The organism is Microcoleus sp. PH2017_24_DOB_U_A, from assembly GCF_020738205.1.
Taxonomy (GTDB): Bacteria; Cyanobacteriota; Cyanobacteriia; order Cyanobacteriales; family Microcoleaceae; genus Microcoleus.
In genome coordinates this window covers 163,787-179,172 of the sequence record NZ_JAEQCT010000029.1, presented here as the reverse complement: position 1 = coordinate 179,172, position 15,386 = coordinate 163,787, and the positions used below count along the sequence as shown (strand labels likewise).

At 47.6% G+C, this 15,386-nt stretch carries 10 protein-coding genes; 4 read left to right on the top strand and 6 right to left on the bottom strand.

Going from position 1 to position 15,386, the window contains the following annotated elements:
* Position 1: 1 nt before the first annotated feature.
* The 5 genes from JGK07_RS07415 to JGK07_RS07395 form a co-directional block, all read right to left on the bottom strand.
* Positions 2-4,561 carry a PAS domain S-box protein gene (locus JGK07_RS07415; protein ID WP_293241986.1) on the bottom strand — a complete coding sequence of 1,520 codons (4,560 nt, stop codon included), beginning with the start codon at positions 4,559-4,561 and terminating at the stop codon, positions 2-4.
* A 1,451-nt stretch (positions 4,562-6,012) separates the two neighbouring features.
* The gene (mdh, locus tag JGK07_RS07410) at positions 6,013-6,966 is read right to left on the bottom strand and encodes a malate dehydrogenase (protein WP_293185511.1); all 954 of its coding nucleotides are present in this window, start codon (positions 6,964-6,966) and stop codon (positions 6,013-6,015) included.
* 177 nt (positions 6,967-7,143) lie between these two features.
* Complete coding sequence (locus JGK07_RS07405) at positions 7,144-7,359, bottom strand: NAD(P)H-quinone oxidoreductase subunit O (RefSeq protein ID WP_293241989.1); 216 nt, start codon at positions 7,357-7,359, stop codon at positions 7,144-7,146.
* Between the two features lie 353 nt (positions 7,360-7,712).
* Complete coding sequence (locus JGK07_RS07400; protein WP_293185508.1) at positions 7,713-8,672, bottom strand: DNA-formamidopyrimidine glycosylase; 960 nt, start codon at positions 8,670-8,672, stop codon at positions 7,713-7,715.
* 35 nt (positions 8,673-8,707) lie between these two features.
* The gene (locus JGK07_RS07395) at positions 8,708-9,010 is read right to left on the bottom strand and encodes a photosystem I reaction center subunit IV (protein WP_293185507.1); all 303 of its coding nucleotides are present in this window, start codon (positions 9,008-9,010) and stop codon (positions 8,708-8,710) included.
* 654 nt (positions 9,011-9,664) lie between these two features.
* Here JGK07_RS07395 and JGK07_RS07390 point away from each other — a divergent pair.
* Together JGK07_RS07390 and JGK07_RS07385 are read left to right on the top strand one after the other, a co-directional pair.
* On the top strand, positions 9,665-11,704 hold the full coding sequence (locus JGK07_RS07390) for an ATP-binding protein (RefSeq protein ID WP_293241992.1): 2,040 nt from the start codon (positions 9,665-9,667) through the stop codon (positions 11,702-11,704).
* Entirely contained in the window at positions 11,697-13,916 is a 2,220-nt protein-coding gene (locus JGK07_RS07385) for a hypothetical protein (RefSeq protein ID WP_293241995.1), read from the top strand. Before JGK07_RS07390 ends, JGK07_RS07385 begins: the two co-directional genes overlap by 8 nt.
* Before the next feature lie 21 nt (positions 13,917-13,937).
* Here JGK07_RS07385 and JGK07_RS07380 read toward each other — a convergent pair whose 3' ends face one another.
* Positions 13,938-14,294 carry a hypothetical protein gene (locus tag JGK07_RS07380; RefSeq protein ID WP_293242006.1) on the bottom strand — a complete coding sequence of 119 codons (357 nt, stop codon included), beginning with the start codon at positions 14,292-14,294 and terminating at the stop codon, positions 13,938-13,940.
* Between the two features lie 13 nt (positions 14,295-14,307).
* Here JGK07_RS07380 and JGK07_RS07375 point away from each other — a divergent pair, with 13 nt between their 5' ends.
* Both JGK07_RS07375 and JGK07_RS07370 read left to right on the top strand, forming a co-directional pair.
* The gene (locus JGK07_RS07375) at positions 14,308-14,862 is read left to right on the top strand and encodes a Uma2 family endonuclease (RefSeq protein WP_293185503.1); all 555 of its coding nucleotides are present in this window, start codon (positions 14,308-14,310) and stop codon (positions 14,860-14,862) included.
* An 82-nt stretch (positions 14,863-14,944) separates the two neighbouring features.
* Positions 14,945-15,386: dihydrofolate reductase family protein (locus JGK07_RS07370; RefSeq protein WP_293242009.1), on the top strand; the 442-nt coding region annotated here is incomplete at its 3' end.

Sequence of the window (15,386 nt, the reverse complement as noted above, 5' to 3'; positions counted from 1 at the left end):
ATTAGCGATTAGCTTTGAGCGGAATCTCGATCGCAAATTGGGCACCCTCTCCCGGCGCAGAAGTGCATTTCAACGAGCCGTTGTGTCTGTCTGTAACAATTTGATAGCTAATTGACAAGCCCATCCCAGTGCCTTTCCCCACAGGTTTAGTGGTGAAAAATGGGTTAAAAAGTTGATTGCGGACAGTCTCTGTCATGCCCGGGCCATTGTCAGCAATCCGAACTAATATTCGATCGGGTTTTGGCATTTCAGTCCAGATGCGGATCGAGCTGGGATTTTCCCGCATTTGCTCGACAGAAAGCCGCGCATCTCTTTCTTCCAAAGCATCTAAAGCATTGCTCAAGATATTCATAAATACTTGATTTAGCTGTCCGGCATAACATTCTACTAACGGCAATTGACCGTATTCTTTGATCACCTCTATTTCGGGATAATTGGGTTTTGCTTTGACCCGGTGCTGCAAAATCATCAGAGTGCTATCTATACCGTCGTGGATGTTGACGGCTTTCATTTCTGCTTCGTCCATGCGGGAGAATGTGCGTAGAGATGCAACGATGAGCTGAATTCTGTCTGCACCGACTTTCATTGACGAAAGCAGTTTCGGTAAGTCATCCATTAGAAATTCTAGTTCAATTGCTTCGACTTCCTGTTGAATTTCCGGCACCGGATCGGGATAGTAGTTTTGGTAAAGTTCGATCAGGTGCAGCAAGTCTTGAGTATATTCGTTAGCATGGCTGAGATTGCCGTAAATAAAGTTAACTGGATTGTTAATTTCGTGGGCAACTCCTGCGACGAGTTGACCGAGAGATGACATTTTTTCGCTTTGAATTAACTGCGATTGAGCGCTGGTTAATTGCAGCAAGGTTTGCTCTAATTCGCGAGCTTTATTGCGAGTTTGGGCGTAAAGATCGGCTTGGTTGAGGGCGATCGCCAATTGAACTGTAATCGCTTGCAACAATTCGACTTCGCTATCGCTCCAGGGCCGCACAACATTGCTGTTGCAGCAGGTAATTGCGCTCATTACCCCGGAAAGTGCCTGCATGGGGATGGCTAATACAGATTGGTAGCCCATCCCTCGAATGGTTTGTTTCCAAGCAGGATCTGCGACTGTTTCGACATCATCCAGCCGCACTATTTCCATATGCAATATTTGTTCTCCAACGGGGCCAAAATCTGAAGCCCGATAGGGACCTGTTAAATCGGGAAGTTGGGGGTGGCGAGATTCTTTAATAATTTCCCAGAAAGGCTCCTCCCCGTCTTCGCGATACCAGGCAAAGTTGCAGCGATCGATCTTCAGGAAAGCGCGAATTTCCTGAACTGCGACTGTGACGATGCTGTCGAAGTCGAGGGAATTGCGGATTTGAGCGGTGAGAATGTTGAGCAATTTTTCTCGATCGGCTTGCTGCTTGAGTTGGGCGGACGATCGCCTCAAGGCAATTTCTGCTAGTTTGCGATCGGTAATATCTTCGGTGACAGCTAATAGATATTGCGGTGTGCCATCAGCATCGAGTATTGCTGTTTTCTTGGTGTGAAATATCCGCGATTCTCCTTGGCCTGTTTGAATATCTTCTTCGGCGATTTCTACCATCTGCCCGCTGTCGAGCACTTCCCGGTCTTTGGCGGTGAAAAGATCAGCTTGTTCTGTGGGGAAAAAGTCGTAATCATTTTTGCCCATAACTTCTGCTGCACTGAAACCGAGCAAAGTTTCGGCTGCGGGGTTCCACAGTACAAATCGCAACTCTTTGGCCTCCTTGGCAACTACTCCTACGGGTATGGTTTTGAGGACTGATTCCATAAATTGTTGAGCGCGTTGCAGTTCTGCTTCTGCCTGTTTTCGATCGCTAATATCTCGCACGTTGGCAATGATGTTAACATTGCCGTTAAGATTGATTTTGGACAGGGCAATTTCTGCATCAAAAGTTGAACCGTCGTTGGGACGCCTCGCTTTCCATTCCATGCGACCTGTTTCGCCGGCTAATACTCTAGCCCAAAGTTCTGCCGTTTGTTCTATGGGATTATCGCCGCTTGAATAGTCGTTGATAATTGATAATTTTGTTGCTTGTTCCTGGCTCACTCCGTACATTTCTAACATTCGATTGTTGACATCGAGAATGTTTCCTTCTAAATCGTGAATGAAGATAGCATCGTAGACATTGTTAAAGATTGTTCGCAGGTTTTGTTCGGAAACTTGCACCGCTGCTTCTGCAAGTTTTCGATCGCCAATTTCTTGTTCTAACTGAGTGACTGCTTGGGAAAGTTCGGCAGTGCGATCGCTCACTCTGTCTTCCAACTCGGCTGCTGCTTGTCTCAGGGCTTCTTCTGCAAGGAAGCGATCGGTAATGTCGATCGCCGTGCCGAACAATTTTAGCACCTTGCCACTGGCATCGATTTCGGCGCGGCCCAGGGTGTTGAGGTGTCGCAAGGTACCGTCGGGGCGGTAAACGCGGAAGTCAAAATCAAAGGGGATGCCGAAGTCAACTCCCCGCTGTACTTCTGTATGCCAAAATTCTAAATCTTCTGGATGGATCAGAGCGATTTGCTCTTCTCGGCTGGGTGCTGTGGCCGCTGGTTCGAGTCCGTGGATGCGGAAGAGTTCCTCTGACCAAGTGACGGTTCCCGTTGTTGTATCTAGTTCCCAATTGCCGACGTGGGCTAGTCTTTGGGCTTCTTGTAGCTGTCGCTGGCTTTCTCGGATGGCTGTTTCGGCAACTTTGCGATCGTTGATGTCGAGCAATACACCGGAAAATACGATTTCGCCGGTTTCGCTGCGGGTGGGAATTGAGTCGCCTTGCCACCAGCGAATCTCGCCATCGGGCTTGACTAACCGCCCTTCGTAGTGCCACAGGCAGGTATTTTCAACGGCTTCGTTGATGGAAGCGATGAAGCTTTCGAGGTCTTCGGGGTGGACGTGGGAAATGAAAGAGGCGATGTTTCCCATCATTTCTGCTGCGGTGATGCCGGCTATATCTGCGATGCGATCGCTCATATAGTCAACTCTCCACACTCCATCGCGGCTGCAAAATTGAAACAGAGCTCCGGGGATGGTGGCTGCGATCGTCCGGAACTTGCCTTCGCTGACACTGAGGGCGGCAAAAGTCTGTTGCAGTTCGGCGGTACGGGCTTCTACTCTGCGCTCTAGTTCGGCGTTTGCGTGTTGCAAGGCGGATTCTGCCCGTTTGCGATCGGTAATGTCGGTGGCTGTACCGGTGGTGCCGAGGACGTTTCCGCTGTCGTCGTACAGGGCTATGGCATTGAACATCAAATGTTTGATGCTGCCGTCTTTGGCGATGTGGGTGGTTTCGTGCTGAAAAGCTGATTCTCCCTCAAGCAAGCAGGGGAAAACTTGTAAATCTTTCCGGCTTTGTTCTGGTGTCACAAAGTCCGAGAAAGGCCGATCGAGCATTTCTGCTGGTTCGTAACCGTAGATATATCTAACTGCTGGGTTGACGAAGGTGAAACGCCCCTGGGCATTCACCGACCAAATCATGTCTTGGGAGGTTTCTACCAAACGACGGTATTTGGCTTCGCTGGCTTTGACGGCTTCTTCTGCTGCTTTGCGTTCCGTCATGTCCCGGGAGACGCCGACAGTCATTGTAATTTGGCCGTCTTCGTTGCGGATGGGTGCTTTGACTGTGCTAAACAGTCGCACTTCTGAGTCGTGGCGCGTCACCGGTTCTTCGGCAATTTGCAGAGTCTGTCCGGTTTCAAATACGAAAGCGTCATCTTTGATGTACTGGAGAGTATTGTCTGGATTGGAGAAAGGTGCGTCTACAATGCCTTGAAGTTCCTCTTCAGTCATGCCGTAATAGTCGCGGAATGCTTGATTTGCCCAAACGATTTTCGATTCTGGGCCTTTGACCAATACCATATCGGCGATCGAGTCAAGAATTTGGTGATATTTTTGCTCGCTGTCGCGGAGTTTCTGCTGCGTCGATTCGATTTCTGCTAATTGCCTCTGGGTTTGCGAGTGCAATTCGGCCTGAGAAATTGCGACGGCTAAATGGTCGCCTACTTGTTTGGCAAATTCGATTTCGTCTTCCTGCCAATCGCGGGGTTGACCGCAGGAGTGAATGCACAGCAATCCCCACAAATGTTGCCCTTGTAGCAAGGGTACGACTAAGTTTGCTCGGATTTGAAATCGCTTGAGGATTCTGAGGTGACAGGGGCTCAACCGGGCTTTGTAGATGTCGCTGACAGCTTGAACGTAACCTTTGGCGTAGTTGGCTGCAAATTGTTCGCCGAAGCAGTGATCGTGAACTTTTGCACCCAGGGATGGGCTGTATTGGGGAAGTACGTCTTCTGATACTACTTCGCCGTCGTTCCAGTCGGATTCGGGAATGAACCGGTAAACGGCGACTCGATCGGCATTTAGGAGTTGCCGAACTTCGGTGGCTGTAATTTTGAATATTGTTTCTAAGTCTAAGGATTGACGAATTTTGCCAATCACTCCCATCAGCGCTTGCAGCTTTTTGAACCAGGTTTGAGACTGCATTTCTCTTTCTAGGTGAGCTAGCTTTTGGCGCAAGTCGGTTACTTCTTGATACAAATATTCATGAAACATATTGTTATTTGTTTAGTTATTTTGCGGTTTGGTATCGAGGTACATAGCATCCCAATAGCGCTCGGCAAGTTGAGCCTGGTATAGCAGTTGACAGTTGACAGTTGACAGTTGACAGTTGACAGCTTGCCCGCTTTAGATAAGGGTTGACAGTTGACAGTTGACAATCCCCAATCCAAAATCCCCAATCCAAAATCCAAAATCGTTTGATAGTTGACAGTTGACAGCTTGCTTAGAGAAGAGTTGACAGTTGAAAGCTTCGCTGGCTTAGATAAGGGTTGACAGTTGAGCGAAGTGAAGAAACAATCGAACGCAAGGGTTTGTGCCATGCGAGAACGTCCTAACCCTGATGGGCGCGGTTGCTGTAAATCTAAAAGCAGAGGGCAAATTCTCCTCCTTCTCCTAGCACTTAGCAGCTACTCGCGCTGCATTTCCGTATTTTTTCTAGATTGGGAGGTCGAACCAGGAGCTTAACTTGGTATATTTACTGTAAAAACGGGCGATCGGTGATGGGAAGAGTGCATAAATTGTCAATAATTGAGAGTTTTACCAGAAATAAGGAGAAATTAAAATCAGACTATTCATTACTCCAATCCTCGGACTTAAGGGTAAAGGTCGCTCTCAAACTGTCAACTGTCAACTGTCAACTGTCAACTGTTGAATCATCAACCCGGTATCTTAAGGTAATTAAATCAGGGAATCTCCGAAAGTGAAAAGCAGAAACCCGGTTTCACGGCGCAAGCGCGCCCAGAGTCCTGAACTAATCTTGACATTTTTTTCCGATCGCCTGTGGTTGCAATTATCACCTTTTTCTGATTATCGCAAACTCGATTGATATTGTCCTAAGTTTGGCGATCGAATATCCTGTTGGGAGTGCCTCTATGAAGATTTGTTTGAATTTAGGCGATCGGCTTTTCTTGAGTTTTCTCTGGTTTTCTCGAATTCTCAACTTATCTGTTTTAAATTCGGTTTAATCCAGATTTTGGAGCTATGGAATCATTTCGATGATTTGCCGGGCCTTCAAATTATTTTATGATATCGCTTCTATTTATTAAACTTATTGAAATCCACCTCATTCGAGCTGAGTTTTCCGGTCAACCAGTTGGTTTTCGTTGTAGGCTCTGCTTAAATTAAACCAACAAAACCGATGCTCTAAGACTTTATTTCCTTTTGAGCGCTTTTGTTGGGTTGGTTAACATTTTTGATACAATATATTACTCAACTATATCACATTTTAGGCTAAAGTCAAGGAATTTTAGGTTAAATCGGGGCTGAGACAGAAACCTAGTTTCTTAACATAATAATTAAGTGAGAAAATCAAGAGGGGTAAAAATAATCAACCGGGCTTTTTGAGTCGAGACTGCGTAAGTCTTATTGATGAAATTGTCTCACCCGAAATATTGAGGCTGTACATTTTTTCGGGTGCACAAGCCGGATACTTTCTGCTGACTTGCTTAACCAGCATTCTTCAGTATGGTTTCGGCTTCCTCAATACTTTGCAAAACCAGTTTACCAGAATCCTGAAAAGCGGCTCTTTCTGCATCGCTAAGTTCGAGTTCCAGTATCTGTTCGATGCCCTGATATCCCAAGCGGCAGGGAGCACCTAAAAATATATCTTGCACGCCGTATTGACCGTTCAAATAAACTGAGCAAGGCAAGAGTCGCGACTGATTGAGTAAAATTGATTCTACCATCAAACAGGCGGAAGATGCGGGTGCAAAATAGGCGCTAGAATTCTTCATCAATCCTACTATTTCGGCGCCACCGTGGCGAGTCCGCTGTACGATGCGATCGATCGCCCCTGCATCCATCAGTTGAGCGATGGGAATGCCGTTGACTGTGGAATAGCGGGGTAAGGGAACCATCAAATCGCCGTGGGAACCGATGACTGTGGCGCACACTTGGGCAATGGAAACGCCCAATTCCATGGCAATAAAAGTTTGAAAGCGGGCGGAGTCGAGAATGCCGCCCATACCGATGACTCGGTGTTTTGGCAAACCGGAAGCTTCCCAGGCTAGATATGTCATAATATCTAGGGGATTTGTGACTACAATTAAGATTGCTTCGGGGGAATGGGCGATCGCCTGTTTGGCAGCTTCTGTGACAATTTGAGCATTGATTTTAATTAAATCTTCGCGATTGATACCGGGTTTGCGGGGGATACCGGCGGCAATGACGATGATATTTGAGTTGGCTGTATCTATATAATCATTTGTACCGACAATTTGGCGATCGTGCCGTTCGACTCCCCTTGCTTGCATCAAGTCCAAAGCAACGCCCTGCGGCCAACCTTCGACGATATCTAACAATACTACATCTGCTAGATTTTTCTCGGCAATTCGTTGGGCTAAGGTGCTACCGACTTTGCCTGCACCAATAATTGATACGCGGGTTGATGGGGGATTCATGCGATTTTAGATGCTAACTTTTAGATTTTAAGAATGAGCTTAAGTGCGATCGAGTGCACTGTATGTACTCTACGTTACCTTTGAGTGGGTACGTTGTTGCGCTTGGGCGCTCTTCGATCTATGAAAGAGCGCCCAAGCGCAACAACGTACCTAAGAGTTACGTCTATAACTGTGAGTTTACTTAAAATCTTCGAGTTGGTCTACGCGCAGCCAAATATTGGGGGTGGGGACTTTACCAAATTTGACGAAGGCGTACTCGCCGCGAACATCCATAACTTCGCCTTTTGTTTCAAATAGATAGGAGGAAAAGCGCTGATCGCTGGCTTGGGCTTCTAGGCTGTTTTCGAGTTTCTCGCGAATTGCGCGGACTATGCTACCTTTTTTGATTGCCATAATTTGCTCTGTTTCATTTATAAAAGTATACAAATTTTAATGCCGATTTGGCTTTAATAGTAGATATAACTGATGCACTCGAAGCAAGAAACCAGGTTTTTGAACTGAGATTGAGGGTTTGGAGCAAATATTTTGGTAAAAAACAAAGGTGATGGTGCCTCCTGCGTATTAGGTACGTAGTTGCGCTTCAGCGCTCTTTGATCGATGATCGTACCCTCCTGCGTATTAGGTACGTAGGCGTATTAGGTACGTAGTTGCGCTTCAGCGCTCTTTGATCGATGATCGTACCCTCCTGCGTATTAGGTACGTAGTTGCGCTTCAGCGCTCTTTGATCGAGGAACGTACCTTCCTGGTTATTTCTGACACGCGGGGCAGTAATGAGTCGATCGCCCTGCTAATTTTATCTTTTCGATCGGCATTGAGCAAGTACGACAGGGTTGACCGGCGCGATTGTACACCCAAGCGACGCCACCGTAGTTACCGTTGACGCCTTGGACGTTGAGAAAATTGCTAAAAGTGGTGCCGCCGGAGGCGATCGCCTGCTGTAAAACTTGAATAATAGCTGTATGAATGCGATCGATTTGCACTTCTGTCAAATCAGCGCACAGAGTTGTCGGCATCACTCCCGACAAAAACAAAGTTTCGTCAGCGTAGATATTGCCCAAACCCGCTACCAGTGACTGGTCTAGCAATGCTGTTTTAATTGGTCGCGCCCGTCGGTGCAGCTTGCGGGCTAAATATTCTGTGGTAAATTCGTCGGAAAACGGTTCCGGGCCTAGGACTTTGAGGCCGGTGACTGTACTGGAAACCTCGGTTTCTGCGGGGACGTACCACATTTGCCCGAAGGTGCGTTGGTCTACAAAGCGTAATTCTTGGTTTCCTGCAAAAAATAGGCGGACTCGGGCGTGTTTTGGTAGGGGTTCGGATTGGTTTACCCACAGCAATTGTCCGGTCATCCGCAGGTGAACGCCCAACCAGCCAGCATTTGAGGGCAGAAGGGAGAAGGAAGAAGATTGAAGAGAAGAACTGAAAGTTTGAGGTGAGAATTCTCCCACTCTCCCCCTCTCCCCCTCTCCCGATCTCCCACTCTCTCCCTCTCCCCCTCTCCATTGCGATAGTTCTGCCAGGAGGTATTTGCCGCGCCTGTACCAAGATGCGATCGACTTTCCTTTGAGTTTTGTCAAAAAATCGGTCGCAGAGATTGAGCGGGCGATCGAGCTATGTAACAGCACGTCTCCGCCCAATATTTCGCGATCGAGGGTAAGTTGGTTCAAACCCCGGCAAATAGTTTCTACTTCTGGCAGTTCTGGCACAATTAGCGCTCTTGAGTCTAGTTATTTGGTTAGCCTTATTTAGGAGCGCCGTCGGCTGGTGCTGCTGGTTTGGCTGCTGCTTTTGCTGCTGGTGCCTTTCCTGCGGCTGGTGCTGCTGGTGCTGCTGGTGCTTTGGCTTTGGCTTTGGGTGCTGACACTTCGATTAATTCGCTTTGGGCGAAGTTGTTGGTGTTGACGCCGGCATAATTGACGCTGCTAAAGCGAACGATAACTGGGTATTTAATGCCGCTTTGGTCTACCGTAGCAACGGTGCCCACTTCTTGATACCAGAAGGATTCTTTGCGGAGAATCCGGACTGTCGAACCGCGTTGAACCATGAGCTTTGTTTCCTTTGCGATGAATAAACGGATAAAGCCATTTTTTTTACTTTAGTCGATCGCGCGTCGCATTTAAAGTCTGTAACGAAATTATTGTGTTCGGCGCCGTCTTTTGGTTGTTGGTTTGTAAAGAAAAGTAAAGTTGTTTTGAGGGCGATCGCTGGGGGACAAAAATAAATAAACAGACATTATCCGTTAAATACAAGCTGTGCGATCGGGTTGACAAAAAAGTTTACAAATAGGAGAGCGGGGCGGCCAGTTTGTTGTCAACTTAAGCCTGGAACCCTTTTTTGTATCTCTCGTTTGTTGCTGAGGCCAGATCCCCCTAAATCCCCCTTAAGAAGGGGGACTTTGATCGGAATCCTGTCCCCCCCTTCTTAAGGGGGAGTAGGGGGCAAGCTAAGGGGGGATCTGGCCTCGGGGGTAAACAGCAGTCTGTGACTACGTTTGACCTGGTTGTTGACCAATGGGGCCGCCAGGGGTGGCGGAGGCCCTCAGCTAGTTGCTGGGGCCGCCAGGGGTTGAAAACCCCTGTCTCACAGCTAAAGTCGTCTAAAGACGACTGAATAGCTGATATTAAAGGCGGTAAATTAACCTTGTATTTAATTATCTCGCCGCGCTAAACTATTCCAAAGTATGAGAAGTATTTAAATTATGTCGTTAGTAGATTTAGCTAATACTAAAGTTAGGGTAATTGGATGCAGTGCGGTGATGGGTGTTGCGCCAATGATTGCCAGCGCGATCGCCAATCCGGGTGTGACAGCAGCATTGGGTGCGATTGCCAATCCAACGGTTGGGGGGATTTCTATTTTAGCAACGATTGCAGCTAGTATTGCGGGGAATATCGCGGCGAATGACCTCGGAAATCGGATGACGGAAAAACTGGCAAAAAATCCCAATATTCTGGACAATCATGATTTGACTAAGGCTGCGGGTGAGGCGATCGGCTATATTTTGAGAGAGGTTGCTACTAACTCACCTAAGTTTACCGCACTAGCCCTTAGCAAAAATTTCTCGACCAGGGATTTAGATAAATTAGCCCAGAAAACTCCCAAATACTGGCTGGATATTAACACGAGTACAGCCGATTTGTCAAGGGGTTTACAGATTTCAGAAGAGCAGCTAACTGGGATTTTTTCTGCCGATGCCGAGGAGTTCGATCGCGTTACCGGATTGACACCAGCAGATTGGGCAACTTTCCTGGGGGAATTCGCCGCCACCGAGGGCAAATCCTTGGATGCGGAAATTGTCGAATTTGTGGCGAACAAACTGTACACAACATTCCCGAAAGCGTACCGCGAAGTGCTGAAACTGGATGCAGCGAAGGGAGGCGAAAAGTTTGCGGCGATGCTGTTGAATCTCCACCAAATTGCTTTGACGGAATTGAGAGATTTGGGGCTGCAAAATGGGGAGATTCTGCAAAAATTGGAAGCCGTGGCGACGCAGCAGCAGATTTGTCAAGTGATGGTGAAGTTGGAGGCGATCGAAATTGGTATCCGCGACGATTTGGCGCAGATTCAGAATTTACTGGAACGATTTGTTGATACTTCCGCGCCGAGATTGCCGCTTCCCTACGAGTGCGAAACGATTATTGCCGATCGGACTCAAGACTTTACCGGACGGCGATTTGTATTTGCAGCAATTGCGGAATTTTTGCAGAACAATCGCAAAGGCTATTTTGTTTTAGAAGCCGATCCGGGTGTCGGTAAAAGTTCAATTATGGCGAAGTTAGTGCTGCTGCTGAAGCGGCGCTGCGTTGCCCATTTTAACTCGCAATCTCAAGGCATTGCCCGCGCCGAACAATTTCTCGAAAATGCCTGCACTCAGTTAATTCGACGCTATCAACTAAATTACCCGCAACTGCCGGAAAATGCGACGAGAGATGGTAACTTTCTGAGTCGATTGTTGGGGGAAGTCAGCGCTAAATTGGGTGGCAAAAAGTTGATTATTGTCGTCGATGCCCTGGATGAAGTGGATCTCAGTTTGCAGGGGCGCGGTAGCAATGTTTTGTATTTGCCGGATGCTTTGCCGGATAATGTTTATTTTATTGTGTCGAAGCAGCCGAAAACTCTGCCTTTGCCAAATCATCAGGTTTTTGATTTGATGCAGTACAGTGCAGAAAGTTTGGCAGATGTCAAGGTTTATATTGACAAACGCACGGGGAACAGCGCGTCAATTCAGAGTTGGATTAACCGTCAAAATTTGCAGCGCGAACTGTTTGTGGCGGCGGTGGCAGAAAAAAGCCAGAATAATTTTATGTACCTGCGCTACGTGCTGAATGATATCGATAGCGGCAAGTACAGCGATGTGAATTTGCAAGATTTGCCGAGGGAGTTGGAAGGATATTATGACAAGCATTGGGCGCGGATGGAAATGGCGGTTAAAGATAAGGAATTGCGCCGCCGGAAGTTGAAGGTGATTTATTTGTTGACGAAAACTCGCAAGCCGGTTTGTTGCGATATTTTGGCGGATTTTGCTGAGGAAGATGCTTTGGATGTGCAGGAAGTTCTCGATGATTGGGAACAGTTTCTGCGGCGTAGCGGTGATAGTCCTCCCGATTACAGTATCTATCACGCGAGTTTCCAAAGATTTCTGCATCGTATAGATGTAGTGCAGAAAGCTGGGGTGTCGCTGCGGGATATTGAAACGGCGATTTCTGATAATTTGTGGGAGGATTTGTACGGCGATGAGTAAGTTTAAAGAACGGTTGGGGAAACTGTCGCCGAAAAAGCGGCTTTATGCTTTGGAAACTCTGCCGGGGCATTTGGCCCAGAGTGTTCAAGGGGAACGGCTGCATCAGTTGTTGACGGATTTTGATTTTATTGAGGCGAAGTTGGATGCGATCGGGGTTCAAGCGTTAATTGAGGATTACGATTTGGCGAGGGTTTCTGATGTTTTGTTGTCGGAGGGGCAAGGGGAAACTTTGCGGTTGATTCAAGGGGCGATTCGGAAGTCGGCGCACGTTTTGGATAGGGATAAAACTGAATTAGTAGGGCAATTATTGGGGAGGTTGCTAGATTTTGAAATGACTGATATTCAGGGGTTGCTGGAACAAGCCAAGCAGTCGAAAAATAGTCTTTGGCTGCGGCCTTTGAGGGCTAATTTAGAGCGGGCAAATGAAGGGGCGCTGCGGACGCTTGTCGGTCATACTGATGGAGTATGGGCAGTGGCGATCGCACCAGACGGTAAAACAGCGATTTCCGCTTCAGAGGATAACACGCTCAAAATCTGGGACACAGCCAGCGGTAGGCAACTAAGAACTCTCATCGGTCATACTGACCCAGTAACGGCAGTTGCGATCGCACCGGATGGCAAACGAGCGATTTCCGCTTCATGGGATAACACCCTGAAAATCTGGGACACAGACAGCGGAAGAGAACTGAGAACTTTGATCGGTCATACTGATTCGGTATCAGCAGTCACGATCGCACCAGATAGCAAAACAGTGATTTCAGCTTCATGCGATAACACCTTAAAAATCTGGGACACAGACAGCGGAAGGGAACTTTTGACTCTCATCGGTCATACTGACTCGGTATGGGGAGTCGCGATCGCACCGGATGGCAAACGAGCGATTTCCGCTTCAGAGGATAACACCCTCAAAATCTGGGACATCGAAAGTGGTAGAGAACTTACAACTCTTATCGGTCATACTAATTATGTATCAGCAGTCGCGATCGCACCAGACGGCAAACAAGCGATTTCGGCTTCAGGCGATAACACCATCAAAATTTGGGATATCGACACTGGCATCCAACTGAGAGCCCTCACCGACTATACGTTATGGGTATTAGCAGTCGCGATTGCGCCAGATGGCAAAACAGCGATTTTTGCTTCACGGGATAACACCCTCAAAATCTGGGACATCCACGGTGGTAGAAAACTAACAACTCTCATCGGCCATAATGACGAGGTAAAAGCAGTCGCGATCGCAGCCGACGGGCTGACAGCGATTTCGGCTTCATTGGATAAAACTCTCAAAATCTGGGACATCGACAGTGGTAAGAAACTCATAACTCTTATGGGTCATACTGATTATGTATCAGCAGTTGGGATCGCGCCAGATGGCAAAACAGCGATTTCCGCTTCAGGCGATAACACCCTCAAAATCTGGGATTTGCTTAGTGGCAGGGAACTGAGAACTCTCACTGGTCATACTGGTTATGTAACAGCAGTTGCAATTGCACCCTCTGGCAAAATAGCAATTTCAGCTTCAGGGGATAACACTCTCAAAATCTGGGATTTTCCTAATGGCAGGGAACTGAGAACTCTCACCTATCACACTAACAGGGTATTAGCAGTCGTGATTGCAGCCGACGGTCTGACAGCGATTTCCGCTTCAACGGATCACACCCTCACAATCTGGGATTTGATTAGTGGCAAAAAACTGAGAATTCTCACCGGCCATACTAACTGGGTAATACCAATTGCGATCGCACCAGACGGTCTCACAGCGATTTCTGGTTCAAGGAATAACACCCTAAAAGTCTGGGATTTACTCAGTGGCATCGAACTCACAACTTTGATCGGTCATACTGACGAGGTAAAAGCAGTTGCGATCGCACTTTCTGGCAAAACCGCGATTTCCGCTTCAAGGGATGAAACCGTCAAAATCTGGGACATCGAGACAGACACCGAACTTTTTACCCTCACCGGTCATACTGACGAGGTACAAGAAGTCGCGATCGCACCAGACGGCCTCATAGCGGTTTCCGCTTCATCCGATAACACCCTCAAAATCTGGGATTTGCTTAGTGGCAAAGAGGTTGCTAGTTTCAGCGGAGATGCTAGGTTTGATTGTTGTGCGATCGCCGCTGATGGAGTGACAGTTGTAGCGGGCGATCGATCGGGCCGGGTGCATTTCCTGCGATTGGAGGGAGTTAAACAGTTGACAGTTGACAGTTGACAGTTGACAGTTACCCGGCGGTTAGAAACCGCGTCTACACAAACAATGTCCGCCTCCGCGGACGAAGAGGGTATTCGGAGATGGAAAATCATCGGGTAAATCTTCAACCCGCGGAGGCGGGTTTTGTCTGTGTAGCCGCGGTTTCAACCGCCGGGGTTTTTGGGTTGATGGATTGATGGGGCGATCGGGTTTTTTGTGGATGTGCGATCGCATTTTTTGTGGATGGGCGATCGGGTTTTTGGATTGACGGGCGATCGGGTTTTTGGATTGATGGGCGATCGGGTTTTTGGGTGGATGGGCGATCGCATTTTTGGGTGGATGGGCGATCGGGTTTTTGGGAGAAATGTGCGATCGACTGTAAAATAACAATAAAAACACAGGAGTAATCGCCGTGAGCGTCACAACTGTAAAATGGACGGTTGCAGACTACCACCGCATCATTGCAGCCGGCATTCTGGAAGGGCGAAAAGTTGAACTAATCGGTGGAGAAATAATCGAAATGGCTCCCGAAGGAGAATCTCATGCTTACTGTAGCGATGAGGCTGGAGAGTACCTAATTTACTTGCTAGGCGATCGGGCTAAAGTGCGACAAGGTAAGCCCATTACCTTGCCACTTAACAACTCCGAACCCGAACCAGATATCGCTATAATTCAACGTTTGGGACAAAATTATCGAGAACATCATCCCTATCCAGAAAACATCTTTTGGCTGATAGAATACTCCAATTCTACTCTGACTAAAGACTTGGGAATTAAGAACAAAATTTACGCCGCCGCCGGGATTGCCGAGTATTGGGTTGTCAATTTGCGAACTATGGAATTAATCGTGTTTCGAGATCCTACCGATGCTGGCTATCAATTCAGAGAAACTCTGACTCACGGTAATATTAATCCCCTCGCTTTTCCAAATGTTTCAGTTGCGATCGATCGTTTATTCGGGAATTAGGTAAATGAGGTAGAAACACTCGGCGATTTCAACCGCTGGGTTTTTTGTATTCTAAAATCCCGAACCCTAAATCCCAAATCGAATGATTCACACAACAGTAATACTCGCCATGAGTGCCGATGGCAAAATTACAGATACCGCCCTCACCGCCGCCCGATTCGGTTCAGCTAACGACAAATCTCACCTCGAACAACAAGTCGCCGCCAGTGACGCAGTTTTGTTCGGAAACGGCACTTTACGCGCCTATGGAACCACTCTGAGAGTCTTTTCACCCGATTTGCTAGAACAAAGGAAACTGCAAGGAAAGCCCCCACAACCGGTGCAAATTGTGTGTTCGCGATCGCGCAAATTTGACCCCAACTGGCGATTTTTCCAGCAACCAGTTCCCCGCTGGCTGTTAACGGGAAATGATACAGATGTCAGCAACAGGCTAGAAGCCCGTTCCACAATAGATGAATTGTCTTGTGGAACAGGCATCTTGCCTGTTGCTGAGCACGGGCTAGAAGCCCGTTCCACAATAGATG

What these genes read in the sequence shown, in the direction of transcription:
- JGK07_RS07415 (WP_293241986.1), bottom strand. Translation starts at nt 4,561, where the DNA reads ATGTTTCATGAATATTTGTATCAAGAAGTAACCGACTTGCGCCAAAAG.
- mdh (WP_293185511.1), bottom strand. Translation starts at nt 6,966, where the DNA reads ATGAATCCCCCATCAACCCGCGTATCAATTATTGGTGCAGGCAAAGTC.
- JGK07_RS07405 (WP_293241989.1), bottom strand. Translation starts at nt 7,359, where the DNA reads ATGGCAATCAAAAAAGGTAGCATAGTCCGCGCAATTCGCGAGAAACTC.
- JGK07_RS07395 (WP_293185507.1), bottom strand. Translation starts at nt 9,010, where the DNA reads ATGGTTCAACGCGGTTCGACAGTCCGGATTCTCCGCAAAGAATCCTTC.
- JGK07_RS07390 (WP_293241992.1), top strand. Translation starts at nt 9,665, where the DNA reads ATGTCGTTAGTAGATTTAGCTAATACTAAAGTTAGGGTAATTGGATGC.
- JGK07_RS07385 (WP_293241995.1), top strand. Translation starts at nt 11,697, where the DNA reads ATGAGTAAGTTTAAAGAACGGTTGGGGAAACTGTCGCCGAAAAAGCGG.